Source organism: Oceanisphaera sp. W20_SRM_FM3 (assembly GCF_052119705.1).
Taxonomy (GTDB): Bacteria; Pseudomonadota; Gammaproteobacteria; order Enterobacterales; family Aeromonadaceae; genus Oceanimonas.
This window is the reverse complement of the sequence record NZ_JBGQOP010000031.1, coordinates 1-19,439: the sequence shown is the minus strand read 5'-3', so window position 1 is coordinate 19,439 and position 19,439 is coordinate 1. Positions and strand designations below refer to the sequence as shown.

The 19,439-nt window shown below is 42.0% G+C and carries 23 protein-coding genes; 19 read left to right on the top strand and 4 right to left on the bottom strand.

What is annotated here, in order from left to right:
• The first annotated feature begins 1,358 nt into the window (after positions 1-1,358).
• The 5 genes from ACEN2G_RS13360 to ACEN2G_RS13340 all read left to right on the top strand — a co-directional run bounded on the left by ACEN2G_RS13360 (position 1,359) and on the right by ACEN2G_RS13340 (position 6,087).
• Positions 1,359-1,874 (top strand): hypothetical protein, encoded by a 516-nt coding sequence (locus tag ACEN2G_RS13360; RefSeq protein WP_442022357.1) that lies wholly within the window; start codon positions 1,359-1,361, stop codon positions 1,872-1,874.
• A gap of 921 nt (positions 1,875-2,795) precedes the next feature.
• Positions 2,796-3,647: a DUF5677 domain-containing protein gene (locus tag ACEN2G_RS13355; RefSeq protein ID WP_442022355.1), complete on the top strand. Its 852-nt coding sequence runs from the start codon at positions 2,796-2,798 to the stop codon at positions 3,645-3,647.
• Positions 3,648-3,761: 114 nt separating this feature from the next.
• Entirely contained in the window at positions 3,762-4,088 is a 327-nt protein-coding gene (locus tag ACEN2G_RS13350; RefSeq protein WP_442022353.1) for a hypothetical protein, read from the top strand.
• Between the two features lie 423 nt (positions 4,089-4,511).
• Positions 4,512-5,150 (top strand): hypothetical protein, encoded by a 639-nt coding sequence (locus ACEN2G_RS13345; RefSeq protein ID WP_442022352.1) that lies wholly within the window; start codon positions 4,512-4,514, stop codon positions 5,148-5,150.
• 742 nt (positions 5,151-5,892) lie between these two features.
• A complete protein-coding gene (locus tag ACEN2G_RS13340; RefSeq protein ID WP_442022350.1) occupies positions 5,893-6,087 on the top strand; it encodes a hypothetical protein in 195 nt (64 codons plus the stop codon).
• Between the two features lie 136 nt (positions 6,088-6,223).
• Here the strand turns inward: ACEN2G_RS13340 and ACEN2G_RS13335 are convergent, their stop codons facing one another.
• The 3 genes from ACEN2G_RS13335 to ACEN2G_RS13325 form a co-directional block, all read right to left on the bottom strand.
• On the bottom strand, positions 6,224-6,526 hold the full coding sequence (locus tag ACEN2G_RS13335) for a hypothetical protein (RefSeq protein ID WP_442022348.1): 303 nt from the start codon (positions 6,524-6,526) through the stop codon (positions 6,224-6,226).
• A complete protein-coding gene (locus ACEN2G_RS13330; RefSeq protein ID WP_442022346.1) occupies positions 6,483-6,668 on the bottom strand; it encodes a hypothetical protein in 186 nt (61 codons plus the stop codon). Before ACEN2G_RS13330 ends, ACEN2G_RS13335 begins: the two co-directional genes overlap by 44 nt.
• Positions 6,669-6,986: 318 nt before the next feature.
• Positions 6,987-7,217, bottom strand: coding sequence for a DUF2188 domain-containing protein (locus tag ACEN2G_RS13325; protein WP_442022344.1), 231 nt, complete (start codon positions 7,215-7,217; stop codon positions 6,987-6,989).
• 213 nt (positions 7,218-7,430) lie between these two features.
• Here ACEN2G_RS13325 and ACEN2G_RS13320 point away from each other — a divergent pair, with 213 nt between their 5' ends.
• The 14 genes from ACEN2G_RS13320 to ACEN2G_RS13255 all read left to right on the top strand — a co-directional run bounded on the left by ACEN2G_RS13320 (position 7,431) and on the right by ACEN2G_RS13255 (position 19,111).
• Positions 7,431-7,991: a TIGR00730 family Rossman fold protein gene (locus ACEN2G_RS13320; protein WP_442022342.1), complete on the top strand. Its 561-nt coding sequence runs from the start codon at positions 7,431-7,433 to the stop codon at positions 7,989-7,991.
• Complete coding sequence (locus ACEN2G_RS13315; RefSeq protein ID WP_442022340.1) at positions 7,982-8,383, top strand: NUDIX hydrolase; 402 nt, start codon at positions 7,982-7,984, stop codon at positions 8,381-8,383. Before ACEN2G_RS13320 ends, ACEN2G_RS13315 begins: the two co-directional genes overlap by 10 nt.
• Positions 8,384-8,466: 83 nt before the next feature.
• The gene (locus tag ACEN2G_RS13310; protein WP_442022338.1) at positions 8,467-8,931 is read left to right on the top strand and encodes a hypothetical protein; all 465 of its coding nucleotides are present in this window, start codon (positions 8,467-8,469) and stop codon (positions 8,929-8,931) included.
• A gap of 1,095 nt (positions 8,932-10,026) precedes the next feature.
• A complete protein-coding gene (locus ACEN2G_RS13305) occupies positions 10,027-10,668 on the top strand; it encodes a DUF6037 family protein (RefSeq protein ID WP_442022336.1) in 642 nt (213 codons plus the stop codon).
• Positions 10,669-10,833: 165 nt separating this feature from the next.
• On the top strand, positions 10,834-11,274 hold the full coding sequence (locus ACEN2G_RS13300) for a hypothetical protein (RefSeq protein WP_442022334.1): 441 nt from the start codon (positions 10,834-10,836) through the stop codon (positions 11,272-11,274).
• A gap of 3 nt (positions 11,275-11,277) precedes the next feature.
• Positions 11,278-11,760, top strand: a complete 483-nt coding sequence (locus ACEN2G_RS13295) for a hypothetical protein (RefSeq protein ID WP_442022332.1) — start codon at positions 11,278-11,280, stop codon at positions 11,758-11,760.
• A gap of 108 nt (positions 11,761-11,868) precedes the next feature.
• Positions 11,869-13,626 (top strand): hypothetical protein, encoded by a 1,758-nt coding sequence (locus ACEN2G_RS13290; protein ID WP_442022330.1) that lies wholly within the window; start codon positions 11,869-11,871, stop codon positions 13,624-13,626.
• 116 nt (positions 13,627-13,742) lie between these two features.
• Entirely contained in the window at positions 13,743-14,186 is a 444-nt protein-coding gene (locus tag ACEN2G_RS13285; protein ID WP_442022328.1) for a hypothetical protein, read from the top strand.
• Positions 14,187-14,603: 417 nt separating this feature from the next.
• Positions 14,604-15,092 (top strand): hypothetical protein, encoded by a 489-nt coding sequence (locus ACEN2G_RS13280; protein WP_442022326.1) that lies wholly within the window; start codon positions 14,604-14,606, stop codon positions 15,090-15,092.
• Between the two features lie 110 nt (positions 15,093-15,202).
• Positions 15,203-15,466 (top strand): hypothetical protein, encoded by a 264-nt coding sequence (locus ACEN2G_RS13275; protein WP_442022324.1) that lies wholly within the window; start codon positions 15,203-15,205, stop codon positions 15,464-15,466.
• Positions 15,467-15,917: 451 nt separating this feature from the next.
• Complete coding sequence (locus tag ACEN2G_RS13270; protein WP_442022322.1) at positions 15,918-16,388, top strand: GNAT family N-acetyltransferase; 471 nt, start codon at positions 15,918-15,920, stop codon at positions 16,386-16,388.
• 50 nt (positions 16,389-16,438) lie between these two features.
• Complete coding sequence (locus ACEN2G_RS13265) at positions 16,439-16,687, top strand: hypothetical protein (protein ID WP_442022320.1); 249 nt, start codon at positions 16,439-16,441, stop codon at positions 16,685-16,687.
• Between the two features lie 540 nt (positions 16,688-17,227).
• A complete protein-coding gene (locus ACEN2G_RS13260) occupies positions 17,228-17,752 on the top strand; it encodes a hypothetical protein (protein ID WP_442022318.1) in 525 nt (174 codons plus the stop codon).
• 558 nt (positions 17,753-18,310) lie between these two features.
• Positions 18,311-19,111: a hypothetical protein gene (locus ACEN2G_RS13255; protein ID WP_442022316.1), complete on the top strand. Its 801-nt coding sequence runs from the start codon at positions 18,311-18,313 to the stop codon at positions 19,109-19,111.
• Positions 19,112-19,209: 98 nt separating this feature from the next.
• On the opposite strand, the gene ACEN2G_RS13250 is transcribed toward ACEN2G_RS13255, so the two are convergent.
• Positions 19,210-19,439: hypothetical protein (locus tag ACEN2G_RS13250; RefSeq protein ID WP_442022314.1), on the bottom strand; the 230-nt coding region annotated here is incomplete at its 5' end.

The window sequence follows — 19,439 nt, the reverse complement described above, 5'->3', positions numbered from 1 at the left end:
GACAGATAAGTTATTACTCTTACTTAAGCTCATAACAAGGCCAATCACAATCGCCAGCAAGCTAGCTGGACTCGCTACGCTCGCCTGTGTTGGCGGCGTTATGAGTATCTAGTCAGCTAGTTGTGGAGTCAATTAGCGGAGTTTTCTTCAACCGAAGTCGAGGAGTAAAGGGTAACTTCGGCATCGCTTGTTGGAGAACTGGGCAAGGTACTTGGCCTTGGATCTCAATATTGAAATCTCAGCAGGGCACTTCGTTGAACATTCAGCATGTACCTTTCAGTATTGACTGCGGCAGGCCAACGCTTCATTTACCGCAGAGTCTGTAAGCGAATACTGTGTTTTACTTACAGCTCATAACAAGGCCAATCACACACGCCAGCAAGCTGGCTGGACTCGCTGACGCTCGCCTGTGTTGGCGGCGTTATGAGTCACTAATCTGCCAGCCACGGAGTCAATTTGTAGCGTTATTATCGAGCTGACTGAAAGGGCAGAGTAAAAGGGTAATATCGACATCGCCTGTCGGAGAGCGGAGCAAGGTATTTGGCTGTGGTGCTCAATACCTTAGTAATCCCCTCATTTTAATAGCAGATCGCGTCATGTTAGCTGCATAATCTAAATATGCACTAACCCCTGACATCAGCTGAGACCGCATTGCGCCTAGGGATAGACCATTTTCCAAGTTACCCAGCATCACCGAGAGTTTCGTCATTTTTTGCTACTGTTGCTCTCAAACTCAGGTGTGGCGCGGCTCATATGAGGGGATTGGTAAGGCTCAATACTCAAGATCTCAGCTGGGTAGCTCGTTGAACATTCAGCGTGCCTCATTCAATATTGGCAGCGGCAGAACGGGCGATTTATCTTATAGCCTCGGAGTATGCAGGTAAGTTATTACTCTTACCTAAGCTCATAACAAGGCCAATCACAAACGCCAGCAAGCTGGCTGGACTCGCTTACGCTCGCCTGTGTTGGCGGCGTTATGAGTCATCAGTCAGCCAGCGCGGAGTCTATTTATAGAGTGTGCTGGCTGAAGTAGCGGAGTAAAAAGGTAACACCGGCATCGTCTGCGGGAGAGCCAGGCAATGTACTTGTCCTTGGATCTCAGTCTTTGAGATCTCTGCTGGGCATCCCGTTGAACATTCAGCATGCTTCATTCAATATTGGCAGTGGTGGAGCCGGAGCCAATCTTGAATGAAGCATGAGTTCAAGCAGTTGTCGCTCCATTTACCACGGAGTCTGTAAGTGAATACTTTGTCTTACTTAAAGCTCATAACAAGGCCAATCACACACGCCAGCAAGCTGGCTGGACTCGCTGACGCTCGCCTGTGTTGGCGGCGTTAGGCCGCAAGGAGAGTTCTGTGGTGATCCATCGATTGATGTTCGTTCTTCTTGCTGGCGTACTCACACTGCCGGATCCAGCGGTTGCGCAGTCGGCAAAGCAAGATCCTGAAGGTGTCAGGATTGATACGACCTCGGTACTTTCAAGAATTCGGAAGTTCGCGATCCTTCCCGGCCCCATTCCTCTTGATCGGCGCTATCAGGAGTTCACCGCGGAAGAGAAGGCTCGCGTTCACGCGGCCTACGAGCGCATCCCTGACGGAGATGAGCCACCGTTCCCCGCTGATGGCCTAAAGCCGGTGTACGACGCACTGTTGAAGGGGCAGGAGCACCTCATGGTCGCCGGAAAGTTGCGAGTCGTAGCGACGGTTGACGCTGCGGGAACGGTTCAGTCTGTCGCTGCGTTCGAGTCACCTGCCGCGGGAGTAACCCGTCTAGCGGCAACCATTCTGATGCTCACCAAGTTCAAGCCCGCGTCGTGCACTGGCAAACCCTGCCAGATGGACTTCCCGCTTGAGTTTGAGTTCGTTCTGCGCTGATGCGGCCTAACCCTTCGCTCAAGCGGAGCGCCAACGGCATGCCGTCGCTGGGCTTCATTTCATTCTGGCCCAGCGTCGTCCCGCCGCTGTCGCCCGCTTAGCTCAAACGTTATGAGTCAGCAATCAGCCAAGCACGGAGTCAATTTATAGCGTTATCACCGAGCTGGCTGAAATGGCGGAGTAAAAGAGTGACACTGGAATCGCCTCTCGGAGAACCGAGCAAGGTATTTAGCTATGGTACTCAACATTCAAAATCTCTGTCGGGCATCTCGTTGAACATTCAGCGTGCTTCATCCAATATTGGCAGCGACGGAACGTGTTTCACCTGATACTCACGGAGTTAAGCTGGTGAGTTCTTACTTTTACTTAAGCTCATAACAAGGCCAATCACAAACGCCAGCAAGCTGGCTGGACTCGCTACGCTCGCCTGTGTTGGCGGCGTTAGGCAAAGTGAGTTTTTATCAGCTAAATCGAGTTTGAATTGAACAGTAAATCCCATGTTTTCATGGCTGAATTTAAGTAATAAATAATCATCACATATTTGCTGTTTCTTGATCGCGTTGGGTTGTTTATCGCTGTAAATTCAGCGGCAAAATAACCTTCAGCATCCAAACGTCCGCCGAGCATGCTACGCTCATCACTTTTCTTCCAAATCGCTAAATTTGAGTTTTTTGTTTCTTTGCTGACTTGGCATTTTGGTTTATAAATTAATCGGTTAGTTTGTTTTAAGTTTATAAAAAAGTTCGTTCTTTAGTTTTGAAAGTGTCGGTGTCAATTGGTTGGCCTAACAAACGGCTCAAGAGGGATTGCCAACGCGTAGCGGCTTTAGTTCAAAATTGAAGTTCAGTGTTTACGGTGTGTTTTTTAAGTTCGGCGGTGCGTTGTCAACCCCTTAGCCGGGCGTTAAGTTTCTAGGGAAGTATGGAACATAAATTTAAGCGTTGGACTGCGCTAGCAAGTCACTTTATAGGGGAGCATTTTGATCAATGTAAACCTTTATTAGATAAAGATTACGCAGGAATGCACCCTAAGGTGAGGTTTGTCAGCACTCAACTCTATCTTTCTTGCCAATTTAGTACAGAAAGCTCTCTTTTATTATTACAACAAGGTCAAGAGTGGGACTCTGAAATAATAAATAGATCAATAATAGAAGGTGTTGTTAAGTATATCTTCATGCTTCAAGGAAGCGATGAAGAAGTTCTTGAAAAAGTTAATGAATATTGGGAAGTTCTACCAAGTTACTCTTCAGTAAAGAGAAGCGATAGAGTTGTTTTATTGTTAAATGACACTGACTCCGAAATTATCCAGGACTCTCAATCTTTGCAAGACTTAAAACTAGAGCCGTCCCAAACTGAAAGTATTCGTGAGGGAGCTAACAAACAACAGCGAAAATTACTTGAGCAAAAGTGGTCATTTAGTAACATTCTTCAGGGGTTCAGTAAGTCTGAAGATAAAGGGCTAGCTCCATTAGTGCATTTGGCATATAACTTTGGTATGAGTAGTCATCTAATTCACAAAGATGGTGACGGAGTAGCAATGATATGGGAACGTTGTACTAGGGATAGCGAGCGACAAGAAGTAGTTAAAGCCGCTCATATTGCACGTGCTATTTCTGACCTTTGTTCATTCGCCGAAGTGAGAACATGGATTCTCCATAAGCGGTGTAATGAAAGTCATGACTTTACTAAGAAAATTCGAGAATCATATTCACCTTTATTTTCAGAGTTAAAAGTTGCATATGAAAAGTTTAATCAGGTGGAATACGAAACTTAACAAGTTGCTTAAACGGACAAAAAACAGCTGGCTTTTGCTCGTTCCTCGCTTATTTTAGCCAGCTATTTTATTGCCGCTTAGCAAAGCGTTAAGTGTCAATAAATTGGAGGATTAATGAGTTTTCCTGTATTTCCAACAGACAGTCTTTATAAATGGGCGTCAATATTTGGTTTGACACTAATTATCACTAGTGGATATGTGTTTATATCTTTTCTCTGGAGATATCAAAATAGCTTGCCTGAGTACGAGGCATCTATTTACTTAATTCGTATAGGTACACTATTTGTTGCAGTTTTTGGTTTTGTTTTGGCTGGTTGGGGTTTTTATCAGTGGTATGTCAAACTTCAAATACACATTAATAGAGAAGTCAAAGCCAGAGCTGACGAACAAGAGATTAAATGTCAAATTTTGAAAAAAGAACTAGAGAGCTTAAATAAATAAAAACTTAACAAGGCGCTCAAGCTTTGGACGCAGCAAGCTGCGCCGCTTAGCTTAGCGTTATGAGTATTTAGTCAGCTAGTTGTGAAGTCAGTTGGCAGAGTTTTCTTCAACCGAAGTCGAGGAGTAAAAGGGTAACTTCGGCATCGGCTGTTGGAGAACCGGGCAAGGTACTTGACCTTGGCTCTCAATATTGAAATCTCAGCAGGGCATCTCGTTGAGCATTAGGTGTGCTTCATGCAGTATTGGCTGCGGCAGAGCGGGCGCTGCATTTACCACGGAGTCTGGAAGTGAATATTTTGTCTTACTTACAGCTCATAACAAGGCCAATCACAAACGCCAGCAAGCTGGCTGGACTCGCTAACGCTCGCCTGTGTTGGCGGCGTTAGCAATATCTCGACCTCACGAAACATAAACGGAGAAAATTTGATACCCAAATTAAAGCAGTACAAGAAGTGGTCTCTTCCAAGCAAATATTCATTTTGGGGTCTGATTGTAGGAATTGCCGCATTGGCAATCACCATTTACACACTTTTCCCGGAAGAAGATGTTCTGAAACAAATTGCGCAGGAGGAGTACAAACCGAAAGTGGAATTGGTTGATGCGAAGGCCATGCAATGGTTAGGTGACACTGAACCATTTCTAACTCTTTATTTTGAAAATAGATCGAAGGGGCCAGCTAAAAGTTTCACTGTTGATATTTATGACGGAAACGAAAAAATTATTTCAAAACAGATTAGTGGGTCAAACATGCTGGGTTCTGGAAATTTGTCCATGAAGCCAGATCAGGAGCTCGGTCTTCCATTGATCTCGGTAAGTGAACTACAGGAACTATTGTCAGGCAAAGGCCGAAGTCGGGATATCGTAGGTTTTGGACTGAAGGCAAACGTTCCAGAGCAGTTTAAGACGGAGTTGCGTGAAAAATATGTTAAAGATGGCAATGGATTTTATTCAGCCAATGCCTATCCTCTTTTTGTGCAATTCTCATATAAAGGAATAACAGGTTCAGATAACAATACTACGTCAGGGTTCTTCGTTTATCTGGATACTACTGGGAATGGCTAACAAGGCCAAGCACAGGGACAGCTTTTGCGTTGCGGCTTCGCCTCCACTCCAAAGCTGCCCGTGTTGGCAGCGTTATGAGTTACGAGTCAGCCAGTTTCGGGGTCAACCCACAGTGTTATTACCGATCGGTTGCAAGCCGAAGCTGCGGAGTAAAAGGTAGCACCGAGTCACTTGTCGGAGAGTGTGCAAAATGTACTCATCTTTGTGCGCCAAGGTTTGAGATCTCTGCTTGGCATCTGCTGATCATTCGGTGTGCTTTATGCAGAATTGGCTAGCAGCAGGCTCGGCGCTCGGCTTAAACCTTGTACAAGCATCAAGTAGTGGTCGCTTCGTTCACTGTCGGGGCATAGATGTGAAGTCTTTGCCCTTACTTGAAACTCATAACAAGGCATTCAAAAAGGACTAAATAATGCGGGCTCTTTTCGCTTCGCTTCATTTTAGCCCACACTATTTAGCCTTTTAATTAGGCGTTAAGTTTCAGCTCCACTCACATTTATTTTAACTATCAATTGGAAATATATATGAAAACATGGCTAGTGAACACAAATACAAAAGGGAAAAATGGCAATCCTAACGGCTTTAAATATATGTTAAGACAGAATAAAGCCTCTGCTTATTATGATCGAGCACCAGAAGTAGACAAGATAAAAAAAGTGATCTAGTTTTTTTATATCACAATGATAATCGAATTATTGCGGTCGGAACTGTTATTACTCCGTATGAAGGTCATGATTATACGGACTTGAATGCAATAGAACATTGGGTTGATGTAAATTGGCTTTGGAAAGCTGATTTTGATAATAATTTCGAACCGATTAATCCTATTGATCGTAATAAACTTGGAATTACAATGGTAAATGGAACTGTTGTTAATGTGACAGATCAAGTTGACTATAAAGTTTTATTTGAAGAAATTGCCTCGAAGCAAAACTTCTAAAACTTAACAAGGCAATTAAACGGAACAAAAATAGTTGGCTCTGTTCCGCTTCGCTACACATTATAGCCAACTATTTTAGTCCGCTTATTGCGGCGTTAGGGCTCTTCGGCGCTAGTCATCACTTTGACATTCGAATCTAATTAGATAGATTCTTTAGTTGCTCAATAATATTAAAAGCATTTTCTGTTTTTTTAATTTGGTCTTGAGTGTTTCCATTTGCAATAGCTGAATCTAATCTTTTACGCATAGACTCTAATAAATCATATTTAATTTCTGGATCTTGATTCATGCTAGTTGGCGCCATTAAAAATAAACTATCAGTCGAAGAAATTAATTTATTATTCACCAAGTTAGAAACCATATCACCCATTTCATTTTGGGATATATTACTAACATCAAATTTTTTGGCTATCTCTTGCCAATTTTTTTTTTTTTGCATTTAAACCAGCATTACTTATATCCACAGTATCTGTTGTTAATGCTTTATTTTCAGTTATTCTGTCCGCATTGCTTAACATGTTATAACTTGGGCTTTGTGTTTTATAAATTTGATTTAATTGAGCGCTATTGTTTATATGCATGAAAAATTCCTTATTTAAATATAAAATCCGCGGTTATTATAATTTACTAAGCAAAAACCTAACCAACTATACATTGCGCAATATATTGCATAAAATCGTATTTAATAATTAATTTATCGGTTTAACAGGAAAATATTTGCCACCTAATAGGTAATTGTGGCAATTATTGTACTGTTCAAGCCCTAACAAGCCACTCAAGCAGGACAAATAACAGTTGGTTTTTGCTCGTGCCTCGCTTATTTTAACCAACTATCATTTGCCTCTTAGTGGGGCGTTAGGCATATTGGGAGAGTTCCCTCTCCCAAATAGGTTTACGATTTAGCCTTTTGTCGATTTAGGGTCATTACCGTAACTATGTTTTGCCCTAATTTTTCCGTTGTCACCTCGATGAATTGAGACTTCGGATTGAGCTTTCTGCGCTAATTCACGTGTCGCTTGGAATACCCCTTGCTGTGTAGTTCCAACCACACTTGCTCTGCTAGCATCTTGGCGTTCGCCGCGCCATTTACCATCAGAGCCCTGATATACGTTGTAGTCATTTTTTGACATGTTTTTGTACCTTATATTGTTTAAGTCGTATGGATCACCTTGCGTGCAACCGCACATTAATTATATGGGTATTCATACAGTGGTTTTCAAGTGTTTGTACAAAAAATGCCTAACAAGGCCAATCACAAACGCCAGCAAGCTGGCTGGACTCGCTGACGCTCGCCTGTGTTGGCGGCGTTATATGCTACAGGTTTGTCATCAAGGAAATAAAATATGAGAATTGCAGTGTTTTGTGGTTCAAATAGTGGAAACAACCCTGAGTTCATTCGTGCCACAAAAATTTTAGGTAAATACTTTGCCGAAAATGGAATTGATATTGTCTATGGTGGTGGCAAGGTAGGACTGATGGGAGTTATAGCAGATGCCGCCCTTGAGAATGGAGGGAAGGTTTATGGCGTCATTCCACAACATCTCAAAGAGAAAGAGATAGCTCATCAAGATATAACAGAACTTAGGATTGTTTCTGATATGCACGAGAGGAAAGCGTGCATGGCAGAAATGGCCGATGCTTTCGTTGCTCTTCCAGGTGGCGCAGGTACTCTCGAAGAAATATTTGAGGCATGGACATGGGCACAACTCGGCCATCATAAAAAGCCATGTGCTTTCTACAATATTGAGGGTTTTTATAACCCACTGCTTGGAATGATCGAGAAAATGTCTATAACAGGTTTTTTAAACCCCAAATATGCTGAAATGCTTATTCACACGAGTGATCCCGTAGAGCTGCTATCTTCTATAAACTCATATAAGGCACCAGAACAAAAATGGAATTGATCAGAAGTGTTGCTTGGCTGCATGTAGAAAATGGCAAGGTACTATGTGTTAGGACAAAGGGAAAAGATAAATTTTATATTCCTGGAGGAAAGATTGATCTGGGAGAAAAACCTAAAGCTGCATTGGTTCGAGAAATAAAAGAGGAGCTTGGTGTGTCTTTAGATGAAAGCTCCATTTTACCCGCTGTAACAATCGTTGCAGCCGCCCATGGTTTCAGTTCAGGTCAGAAAGTTGAAATGCAGTGTTTCTATGCTCAATATAATGGAGCTATTTCTGAAAACTCAGAAATAGAAGAGATAAAATGGGTGCAAAATGATTTTCAATTAATTTGTGCTCCTGCTGCTCAAGAAGCAATAAAGTTTCTAGTGCAATCCCATAAAATTAGCATATAACAAGTCAATGTTGTTCGCAGCCTACGGCTGCCGGACTCGCTGACGCTCGCCGCAAATTGAAGCGTTATGTTTTCGAGGTTCTCATGAAAAGAAAAATAAGAGCTGTATTGGTAGTTTTTGCAATTGGAGCTTTGTCCTTGAGCGCTACTTCGTGTGGCTTTTACAAAATGACTGGCGGTGAGCTCTATGACGCGTGTTCTGTTGCTCTACATATCCCAAACTCAGAAAAATCTGCAGATCAAAAAATAAAAGCGGCCCGTTGCGAAGAATTTGTGCAACGAATCTTTTATGATAACGGGTATGTGTACGTAGGAGGAGAGGAGGATCCAAAAATCCAAGATCTAAAGAATTATTGTCCAGATGCGTGGACCACTCCGTCGTTACCACATGTCATCCTCGTTCAATATTGGGACAAAAATGGCATTTCTTTTTTTGAGGAAAAGATAGTTAGCGCAGAATTTGCTGCCTTGAGCGTTTTCAAAAAAATATTCCCTGGATGTCCAGAGAAGCGCGTAGCCGCGGGTGTGCCAATTGTAAAAGACTACTGAGGGTGGAACCTAACCAAGCGCCGGTGAGCGCGGCGTTATGAGTCAATAATCGGCTAGTGCGGAGTCAATTTAGAGCGTTATCATCAAGCTGGCTGAAAGGGCGGGGTAAAAAGGCAACCTCGACATCGCCTGTCGGAGAGCGGGGCAAAGTACTCGGCCTTCGAGCTCAGTCTTTGAGATCTCTGCTTGGCATCTAGTTGAACATTCAGCATGCTTAGTTTTGAATTCGCTGCGTTTACCACAGAGCCCAAAGTTAGTGATTGGTTCTTACTTTAAACTCATAACAAGGCCAATCACAACCGCCAGCAAGCTGGCTGGACTCGCTGACGCTCGCCTGTGTTGGCGGCGTTAAGCAGCCAGAGGAGAAACCGTGCAAGGATTTATATCAGTAGTTATAGGCTTAGCTGGGTTTATTACTTTCACCTACCTTTTTCTTGAAGATAAAGTAGGCACTCTCGGGTATATCTCCTTACTGGGACTCTTGGCGATAGTTTGCATAGTTATTCCAGTGTTGAGCCGGTTATCAGAGCTAGATCTTAAAAACCTTCGACTTACTCTAACGCAGATCCAAGAAGCTAAAAAGAGATTTACGCCAAAGAAGAGTCATTAAAAGAAGCCTCACTTGTTTTATCAGAGTTAATTGCAGCAACCTCGTCAGTTACGGGAATTTGGGGCGATAAGCAGTCACGATTTCATAGCAAAGCGCTTATAACAGCAAAATTAAATAAGCTTGCTGATAAACTAGAGTTTAGTATTACACAAAGAAATCAGCTTTTTAAATATGAGCGCGCATTAGCAAAGGTTGATGCTGGACCAAAAGAAAATCGTAATGAAATGTGGCAGGAGTTTATTGATACTCTTAAAGATGGTGCCAAAGAAAATGCTTAACAAGGCCAATCACAAACGCCAGCAAGCTGGCTGGACTCGCTGACGCTCGCCTGTGTTGGCGGCGTTATATTTTTGTTCGAAATTACAACTCAGAAATATCTTAATCCCTGTTTTAAAGTGTGAACTCTTTTCCACTTTATACGCTGTACAGTTAAGGACGTTTAGATTGTAATGAGTACAACAATTGTATAATTAGGTGGTAACGGTATGAATGTGTTGGAAAATCTTAGAGTACTCAAAAAAGACATGGAAAGTAACGGTTGGGTGATCGATGCGTTTCCGTTCACATTTAAAGCGGTAGACTATATTTTACTAGTTAAGTTGTACGATGAAAATGATGCTAAAAGACCAGAATATGCACTTTTGGAGCTAGAGTTTTTGAAAAAAAATGACATTTCAGATAACTTGGTTGCTCCAGCGAATACCATGAGGCTTTTGATTACGCCTCAAGAGCTACGAACGTATTTTGGTATTGAGTGGTCAGAAAATTTGCGTGATATCTTAAGTCAATTTTATGAATACCTCTCTGGTTTTATCCCTTTATCTGTTGGTTTGCACAGAACTAAAGAAATTGATGTTGCTATGGTTGAATCGTTGTCAAAAAGTGATAGTGAGGATCCAAGAAAAGTATACTGTTTTTCAGCTAAGAGAAATTCGAACGATGGGAATAGAAGTCCATATAATGATAATAAAACGCGAATATTAAGACCAATTTTATACTCGAAACTATCAGGTGATCCTCAGGTAAGCTTTAATTACTCGTTAGAAGAGAGTAAGAAAAAGTCTGACTCAGAAATAATCAGTAACTTTAGTTCTAACCACAAATTAACCGCTAGTAGAAAAATATAACAAAGCATTTAAGAGTGATTCCCAACGCTTGGCATTTTTACTGTCATCGTTGGGTCTTGTGTTTATGGTGGTATGGTTAAGGTTCGTGGTAGCATTGCTCACACCTTAATGCGGCGTTAGGCAAACTAGCTTCGGCAATCAAAAAAATTAATACAGGGGTTTTATATGTCAAAAGAACTGGCTTTGCTTCAGTTTACAGCAAATAGTGATGGTTTGATTTGTGAAGAACATTCAAATGAGATTGAATCATCCAGTATTTCAGTAGAATTACTTGATGAATTGATTGAAAACTTCGGGTTGAATGCTCAGGAAATTTCAGAAGAATATGGCTCTTCTGAAAAATCGACATACGAGTTTATTCCAAACGATAAGATTGATGACATTGTTGAGTTTTTGGAAGATCGATATATTCGAGAGCTTAAATTGACAGTACATCAGCTTGGACTAACAGATGACAGTCAAGGAAGTACTAATTTAATAGTAAGTGGGCAATGTAGGAAGACTCGCCTTAGTTTAAGATTGTTTCTAAATGTATTTTCTTTGATTGAACTAAAGAACACTCAGTTTAAACAAGATAGTTTCACCTTCATCAAGGTAAGGGGGTGAACCATGGATGATAAAAAGAAAAAAACAGGTAAAAAAGCCGAAATGCTCACAGCTAGAGCTATATGTGATATAGCTTTGAAGGAAGATAGATGCGACTTTACTAGAAATACAATAACTAACACTCCCGATCTTGGCGCTGACTTAATACTTCACTGTCCAGAAAATACTGGTGAAAAATTTAAAGAAATAGCGAAAGCTGGAGAGTCCAGTATGGTACTAGTGGGAAAATCAACTCAAATTAGAATTGATGTTAAAGACCCAAAAGATAAAGTTCAAAAAGATGATGCTATAAAGTTTGTAGGTGATATTCGTAAGCACCCTTTAGTAAGTGAGCACTGGTTAGTCGGAGGTGAAAGTCTTACCGCACCAGCAAAGAAATATATAGAAGCAAATACTGATTGGGCCAATGTCAGGTACTTTAGTCAAAATGATATTGAGAAAATCGCTGCATTTTATCAAGCATTACCTGACCCAAGTGATGAGTAAGTTTGCCTAACAAGGCCAATCACAAACGCCAGCAAGCTGGCTGGACTCGCTACGCTCGCCTGTGTTGACGACGTTAGAGGCCTGTGTAAATCCCATGGAGTATCAAGCATGAAGCAAGAGTGGTTCGATATGAACGACATCCGACGGAAAAATTTTACTAGGTCGGTTTGGATACCTTTAAGGGCTATTAATAATATAGAAAGCGAAGGTAAATATGGGTACTTAGGCTATAAAGAAGATTTTTTCGGCTGTGGCACAATAGCAGTGCCCTCTTCAAAAATTGAACTCGCTAAAAATTTAGATTGGTCAGATATCGGTATAAATGAACACTCAAGTTATGTAGAAGATGGTGAGTATATATCAGCAGATACCCACAAAATATATGGTGAAGATTATATAGGTCTTCGGTTAGTTATTGATCAACGTTCTTTAGATGATAAACCACCAACATGGCACTTAAATCAAGACTTTGTTATCGCTCTAGGCTTAGTTCGTGAAGGTAATTCGTGGGTGTGTCCTCAAGATGGGTACACAGAAGTAGCTAAATTAAATGTTGATAATGAAGAAAAGCCTTTATCACTTGAAGTTAAAGCGCAGTATTTAAAGGATTACCTTTGCGCTAGAGACATGTGTTTATATATGACTATGTTTTTTAGCCGAGATGCTATTTTTGAAGATATATCTTTTCTAGCATGGCCTAATGGAAATGATAAATTTGAAAATGAAAGTTATAGGTGGGAAGGTCGTTTCATGGAAATCCACGAAGGCGGCAATCCATTTGGTTCTCAAATGTCTGTAATGCATGTAGAACGAACGGATGTTGATGAATCTGATGATGTGCCTGATTTATCAGATATTCCAAGTGATGAAAATACAAAAAGTAAATCTTGGGTAAAAGACTTTGAAGGAAAAAAACTTTATCGTGTAATGGGCGACTTATGGCGAACAGAGATAATTGAACCCGCAAAATTTAGTCCCAAAGTTCGTGAAGATGAAGTGGCATCAACGGTATTTTTTATTATTGATGCCGAAGGCACTAGGGTTTGTGGCAAAGAGCTTATAGATAGTGGTAAATGGCTTTGGTTTAAGCCAGATATAATTATGTCTCTATGTCACCGCCGAGGTGGAACACTGGATTTTTACACTTCTCAAACTGGAAAGGTTGGTGGCTCTTATGGTTACGGAGTACATTTTGGAGTTAATGAACTTGGTTTAATTTGTGTTTATGCAAAAGATATTGGTCGTCTGCCTGAATGGCAACAACAAATATGGGCTGGGTTTAACATCACTCCAGAAGGTGGTGTTTCAGAAGAATTACTTGCATCACAGGTTCGTGCAACTCCAGCAGAAACACAAGCACCAGAATCATTTTTAGCTAATGTATTTCAACATTTAAATGAGTTATCTGAAGATAAACTTGGTATTAAGATTTTTAGGGAACACGATATAATCCCTGACTTAATACAAAAAACTCATCGATTTAGATCCATTGACGAGGCCTCGTTCTATTCGTTGTCAAAAGATCTTGCAAGGCTTATTGTCGATAGCTTAGATGCTGAAGCCATGCAAACTATCGTTCCTCCACCTAAGAAAACAAAATGGGGATCATTGAAATCATTAGAAAACCTGCTCACGTCTAAATACGATGTAGATTTTGTAAGAAAAATGACTGCACCATTAGTTGGGGTTTACGAACTTAGGCATGCAGATGCACATTTGCCTAGTAGTAAAATTGAACAAGCATTTGATCTTATTAAAATTGACAAATCAGTTCCTTATGTTCACCAAGGGCATGAGATGTTACATCAAGTCGTATCAAGCTTGTATGGGATACTAGAATGTTTGAAAAGGTGGCCAACCGAGTAGGCCTCTAACAAGGCATTTAAACGGAACTAAAACAGTGGGTTACGTTCCGCTTCGCTACACAGTATAACCCACAATTTTAGTCCGCTTAATGCGGCGTTAGATTTTCAAGGGAAATTATGATTGCGTATTTAAGCTATAGAATCCAGATTGCTAAATTGAACAAAACTTTAAGAAAATTGTTAAAAGAGGCAGAGTCTGTAGAAAAAGGCTATAAGCTTGGAGAAGATGATCAAGGACACATCTCCCACATGTACCATAAATGTGATCTTGTAGAGCATGGAATTGAGTTTCATAAAACAAGCTATCTCAAGAAAATGGCTGACAAATTAATAATTCCCATGCCGTCCTTACATGATGAAACTATGTATAAAAATTTTGACTTTGATGATGACGAAGGGCCCACAAATTTATTAACAGAGAATGGTATATATCACGTCCGCGAACTTATAAGAAAAGAGCAAAAAGCGCAGCGTGATGTGATTGCTTTTTGGTTCGCTATTATCACTGGCCTTATCGGTTCTATCATAGGTTTGATATCAGTTGCCAAAGGCTTAATCTAACAAGGCGCTCAAGCTTTGGACGCAGCGAGCTGCGCCGCTTAGCTTAGCGTTATGAGTCAGCAATCAGCCAAGCACGGAGTCAATTTATAGCGTTATCACCGAGCTGGCTGAAATGGCGGAGTAAAAGAGTGACACTGGAATCGCCTCTCGGAGAACCGAGCAAGGTATTTAGCTATGGTACTCAACATTCAAAATCTCTGTCGGGCATCTCGTTGAACATTCAGCGTGCTTCATCCAATATTGGCAGCGACGGAACGTGTTTCACCTGATACTCACGGAGTTAAGCTGGTGAGTTCTTACTTTTACTTAAGCTCATAACAAGGCCAATCACAAACGCCAGCAAGCTGGCTGGACTCGCTACGCTCGCCTGTGTTGGCGGCGTTAGGGCATCAATACAATAAACTAGAGGTGTTTAATATGAGTAACTATAGAACAAGGGAGCAAGCCGAAGCTGCAGCTGTCGGTGGGTTAATGGGTGGGTTAATTGGGTTTACCTTCCGAGTATTTATTCTGAGTATGATATATAGCCCTTTTGTTCTTGCCTTTGGCTACACATTCTATGTCACTCAGGAGCAATTTAATATCCACTGGTTTGTTTCTGCAATTATAGGCTTGTTTTCGGCCTTTTCGCTATTTTTTATAATTGGATTTATTTATGCCGCACAACAAGAACTAAGGAACAACGGAAATAAGTTTTGGTTCTTTTTGTTTTTATTAAATATCACGCTAATATCTGGCCTTCCATTTTTAATAGGCATAAGTTTTGGTTTAGACATCATAGGAAAAAGCTCAGCGTCACTTTTAGAACAGGTTTTAGCTGGTGGCTTTGGTGGGTTATTGTTAGCTTTACCGGCCTATTTTGGTGTGATAAAGAATTTTGCGGTTGAAAATGAACAAAAGGCCTAACAAGGCCAATCACAAACGCCAGCAAGCTGGCTGGACTCGCTGACGCTCGCCTGTGTTGGCGGCGTTATGTGATTTCAGCATCAAGCTGATCTTTAAAAAAGGGTATCTTAATGGATTTTTATTTTAATAATTTAAACTCAGAACAAGTAATGGTTTTTGGCTTAATGTGGAATATCTTGCCAATTATAGGTGCTATCTTAGTTCATCTTGCTTTCAGTGCTGCAGTATTCAACGACGCCAACAGATTGCAAAGAGAGCATGGATCTCTGGCGTTTGTAAATTCTTGGTTGTGGTCTTTAGCTGTTTTAGTTGGTGGTATATTTGTTGCTTTAGCCTATTGGGTTATTCATCATTCAACAATTGCTAAGCATTAAATGTCACATAACAAGTTACTAAATTTCGTTACGGCCACAAACAGCGTGGTCTCCACGGGACTGCCTACGCTGCGCTGCGGCAGCCCATTAGTAATGCGTTATGAGTCAGCAATCAGCCAAGCACGGAGTCAATTTATAGCGTTATCACCGAGCTGGCTGAAATGGCGGAGTAAAAGAGTGACACTGGAATCGCCTCTCGGAGAACCGAGCAAGGTATTTAGCTATGGTACTCAACATTCAAAATCTCTGTCGGGCATCTCGTTGAACATTCAGCGTGCTTCATCCAATATTGGCAGCGACGGAACGTGTTTCACCTGATACTCACGGAGTTAAGCTGGTGAGTTCTTACTTTTACTTAAGCTCATAACAAGGCCAATCACAAACGCCAGCAAGCTGGCTGGACTCGCTACGCTCGCCTGTGTTGGCGGCGTTAATTTCTAGCAGGATATCAATGATCGTCAGGAAAATGGAAGTGAAAGACCTTGAAGCTGTAAGTGCAACCTGTATGAATTCTTTTTTACATTCTGTTGCGGACGCATTATCTGATGAAGGGGTTTCAACCTTTTCGAAAATTGCTGCGAGTAATTCCTTTCTTGAAAGGATGAAGGGCGACAACTTGATGCTGGTCGCAGAAGACAATGGACAAATTGAGGGCGTCATCGAACTTAAGGAAGGCCGTCATGTTGCAATGCTTTTTATAATTCCTGACCGTCAGAAAGAAGGTATTGGTAAGAAACTGCTTTCATCAGCCATAAATTATGCGGAGGTTGAAACTATTACAGTTAGTGCATCCCTGTCTTCAGTACCCGCGTATGAAAAGTACGGGTTCGAGTGCAAAGGCGAAGCAAGTGAGTCGGATGGTCTGGCTTATCAGCCTATGGAAATCAAAATTAACAAGGCAATGCACGCGACAAGCGCGTGATTGCGGCGTTATAAGTCTTGAGTGTTTTTCGGTAGTAATGGAGATTTAAGTTGATCGAAATAATAATCGGCGCGGTAATCGGTGCAATTATTTATTTAATTGTTGCCGAGCTCTATCACCGCAGGGCTAGTAAAGAAATGTCAGAAGAAATTGAGAGGCTTGCAGCGTTAAATGAAGAGTCTAGGCATATGCTGGGTCACGCACTTTCTATGATTTCTACTTCTGCTGAAAGTACAGAGTTAATCAAGCAGCATGCGGTTATAGACACTCCCGATGATCCAGAGTATCCGTATAAATAGTAGTCATTAAAACTTATAACAAGGCCAATCACAAACGCCAGCAAGCTGGCTGGACTCGCTGACGCTCGCCTGTGTTTGCGGCGTTATGAGTCGGTAATCAGCCAGTTTCGGAGTCAATTTTTAGAATTATCACCGAGCTGTGCAAGCTGAAATGGTAGAGCAAAGGGCAACCTCGGCATCGGCTGTCGGGAAGTGTGCAAATGTACTTATCTTTGGCTGCCAAGGTTTGAGATCTCTGTTCGGCATCTTTTGAACATTAGTATGCATGTAGCGGCAAAGTTTTGCCGATGACTGTCAAGGCTTTCCGTTTTCATCGATTCAGTAACTAATTGTAGTGGCCAATTTTACTTGGCCACTACAATTCAATCGAGTAAACAGGACAGCTATTTTTCCTCATAACCTAAGTTAAACGTACTTCCTAGACGATTTCACTGGAATTGTAAATGTTCCAAAGTATGCAATATTATAAGCTGGCTTAATTTTTGCATTAGTAGTGTTTGGGTTAGTAGGAATACAAGTTAAAACCACAAGGAGAAGCTCATGTTGATCGGTAATACGCACTCTGCGGTGAATGCCGCATATGAAAGTAAGACTAATAGCACTAATAACGCAAAGCCTCCTCAGGTAAATCAGGGCAATAGTGTGGATAGCGTCAACATATCGAGTGTAGGCAAACAAGCTGCTTACGAGGGAGTGATACCAAATGTGACAAATATTGCATCGGGTGCTCATCCCCTAGAAATGTACCAGATGCCAAGTTGGCAGGCAGACTATATGTTCGAAGCTACCGGAACATTAGGCATAGGAGCGGATTGGTTTGCAGAGAAATATCCTCAAGCTGCGTCAACGTCAATGAGTGAGCGCATTGAGTATGCTGATCGTGTTCAAGAACACTACCAAGCGATATTAGATGCCAACGGCATCAGAGGGGTTGAGGCTCATTATAAGGCAACTATTCTTGATAAGAACTTTAGTGAATCGCTTCGCCAGCAGATGAACGAGCGGGTTCAAGGAGATAGCAAATTAATTGAGTTGATGGAGAAAATGGGAAAGTCAATAACTTAGTTGTAATCGCCAGATGCTAGTAAATATAAATCCCAAAGGAGCAACAACTAACGGGCCATCCATGTTAGTTGTTTTCTTGAAACTCATAACAAGGCCAATCACAAACGCCAGCAAGCTGGCTGGACTCGCTGCCGCTCGCCTGTGTTGGCAGCGTTAACTGGCTCGTTTGGTTTAGGCCTTTAATCAGTTGGTAGCAATAAAGTTTGCAGGTAGCTTTGCTTGCGGCCTGGAGTTCATACATCGATTTAAGTTTTTAGCTTTGTCTTGGTGCCGTTGGTAATCGTAGGTGATAACTTGCAGCCTTCTTGTTCGGTTGGCAGGTGTCACTTTTTGCCTTGGTTCGCTGTGCTCAAGAAGCATCAGCAGCTCGCCAAGTTAACAAGTCGCCCAAGTCGGACGCTCGTACCTCGCGCCGCTTGGCTCAAGCGTTATGAGTCGGCAATCTGCCAGCGCGGAGTTTATTTAATTACTATGGGCTTATTTTAACCTGATGGCTTATTAGCTTCATCATGATAGGGTTAGTTTGGATCCAAAAACTTTAGGTTCACGGGGGCAATTATGGTCGGTTCTATTAATGCGTATTCCACTGCCCAAACAGGCAACGCAGTGGCGTTCAAGGCAGCTTCGGCGACAGAGCCTGTTTCTGACGCCTCGAAAAATCAGGGCGCATCGGGCACCCAAGGCGGCGGCACGCTGACGATTTCCACGCTAGCCAGCCAACTGGCGGACAGTGCCAGCCGTGCAGAGGCTCGGGACACAACGCTCAGCCGTTCAGAATTGGCCGGCAAGGCGAACTCTTTGATAGATCAAATAATTGGTGACGCCTACCAAGCTAACAAAGCCAAGCACAACAACGAGGTTCCTAAGACTGACGATCCAGAGTTGTTAGCAAGAGCCAAGCAAGCAACGGAATTCGTCACTAGTTCAGACAGCGGCAGCAGATCGGTGAAAAACCCTTTTGGTAGCCTGTCGACAGAACAACTGTCCCACATCATCTATGACGACAGCGGAAACTACACCGTTAATGAACGTAGAGCGGCTTACTATGAATCGTATGATAGGGAACAGGTTTGGCGTGTCAAAGTCGCAGCCCAAGCCATGGATGAATATAACCGGACGGGGAAAATGACCAATTTCTTCAGCGCCGTCCTTGACCATTTCAAGGAGCTGCCCGCGATCGAGCAAGCGCAATATCCACAAAATTATGCCAGCGATCTGGAGTCAAAAATAAACCTGGATTTCAACTATCTCACGCACCAAGCGGAGGGTAAAAGCGAAAATCCCATGAACCTGTTCGAAACGCTATTCGCGCAAAGCCCGCTGCAAACCGACAAGCTTTCCCAAAGAAAAAGAAACTAATAGGTCATCCATGTTAATTGATTAGCTTTTGGTCTGAACTCTACACTCAAAAAGTTCGCGTTTGGAGTTTGTGAGAAGGCACCGATGCCAAAGTAAAATTAGTTTGTCAGAATCGCCCTTTTACCAGTCGCACGGTAAGAAGAGCGTTTTTGTGCAGCACTGACCACGGCTTTTGTTTCATAAATATGTGGCCAATGATTCGAATACAGACGAGTGGAATTAACAGGCCACCTATGTGAGTTGTTAGTTTGAAGCTCATAACAAGGCCAATCACAAACGCCAGCAAGCTGGCTGGACTCGCTGACGCTCGCCTGTGTTGGCGGCGTTA

What these genes read in the sequence shown, in the direction of transcription:
- ACEN2G_RS13355 (WP_442022355.1), top strand. Translation starts at nt 2,796, where the DNA reads ATGGAACATAAATTTAAGCGTTGGACTGCGCTAGCAAGTCACTTTATA.
- ACEN2G_RS13350 (WP_442022353.1), top strand. Translation starts at nt 3,762, where the DNA reads ATGAGTTTTCCTGTATTTCCAACAGACAGTCTTTATAAATGGGCGTCA.
- ACEN2G_RS13335 (WP_442022348.1), bottom strand. Translation starts at nt 6,526, where the DNA reads ATGCAAAAAAAAAAAAATTGGCAAGAGATAGCCAAAAAATTTGATGTT.
- ACEN2G_RS13330 (WP_442022346.1), bottom strand. Translation starts at nt 6,668, where the DNA reads ATGCATATAAACAATAGCGCTCAATTAAATCAAATTTATAAAACACAA.
- ACEN2G_RS13325 (WP_442022344.1), bottom strand. Translation starts at nt 7,217, where the DNA reads ATGTCAAAAAATGACTACAACGTATATCAGGGCTCTGATGGTAAATGG.
- ACEN2G_RS13320 (WP_442022342.1), top strand. Translation starts at nt 7,431, where the DNA reads ATGAGAATTGCAGTGTTTTGTGGTTCAAATAGTGGAAACAACCCTGAG.
- ACEN2G_RS13315 (WP_442022340.1), top strand. Translation starts at nt 7,982, where the DNA reads ATGGAATTGATCAGAAGTGTTGCTTGGCTGCATGTAGAAAATGGCAAG.
- ACEN2G_RS13310 (WP_442022338.1), top strand. Translation starts at nt 8,467, where the DNA reads ATGAAAAGAAAAATAAGAGCTGTATTGGTAGTTTTTGCAATTGGAGCT.
- ACEN2G_RS13305 (WP_442022336.1), top strand. Translation starts at nt 10,027, where the DNA reads ATGAATGTGTTGGAAAATCTTAGAGTACTCAAAAAAGACATGGAAAGT.
- ACEN2G_RS13300 (WP_442022334.1), top strand. Translation starts at nt 10,834, where the DNA reads ATGTCAAAAGAACTGGCTTTGCTTCAGTTTACAGCAAATAGTGATGGT.
- ACEN2G_RS13295 (WP_442022332.1), top strand. Translation starts at nt 11,278, where the DNA reads ATGGATGATAAAAAGAAAAAAACAGGTAAAAAAGCCGAAATGCTCACA.
- ACEN2G_RS13290 (WP_442022330.1), top strand. Translation starts at nt 11,869, where the DNA reads ATGAAGCAAGAGTGGTTCGATATGAACGACATCCGACGGAAAAATTTT.
- ACEN2G_RS13285 (WP_442022328.1), top strand. Translation starts at nt 13,743, where the DNA reads ATGATTGCGTATTTAAGCTATAGAATCCAGATTGCTAAATTGAACAAA.
- ACEN2G_RS13280 (WP_442022326.1), top strand. Translation starts at nt 14,604, where the DNA reads ATGAGTAACTATAGAACAAGGGAGCAAGCCGAAGCTGCAGCTGTCGGT.
- ACEN2G_RS13275 (WP_442022324.1), top strand. Translation starts at nt 15,203, where the DNA reads ATGGATTTTTATTTTAATAATTTAAACTCAGAACAAGTAATGGTTTTT.
- ACEN2G_RS13270 (WP_442022322.1), top strand. Translation starts at nt 15,918, where the DNA reads ATGATCGTCAGGAAAATGGAAGTGAAAGACCTTGAAGCTGTAAGTGCA.
- ACEN2G_RS13260 (WP_442022318.1), top strand. Translation starts at nt 17,228, where the DNA reads ATGTTGATCGGTAATACGCACTCTGCGGTGAATGCCGCATATGAAAGT.
- ACEN2G_RS13255 (WP_442022316.1), top strand. Translation starts at nt 18,311, where the DNA reads ATGGTCGGTTCTATTAATGCGTATTCCACTGCCCAAACAGGCAACGCA.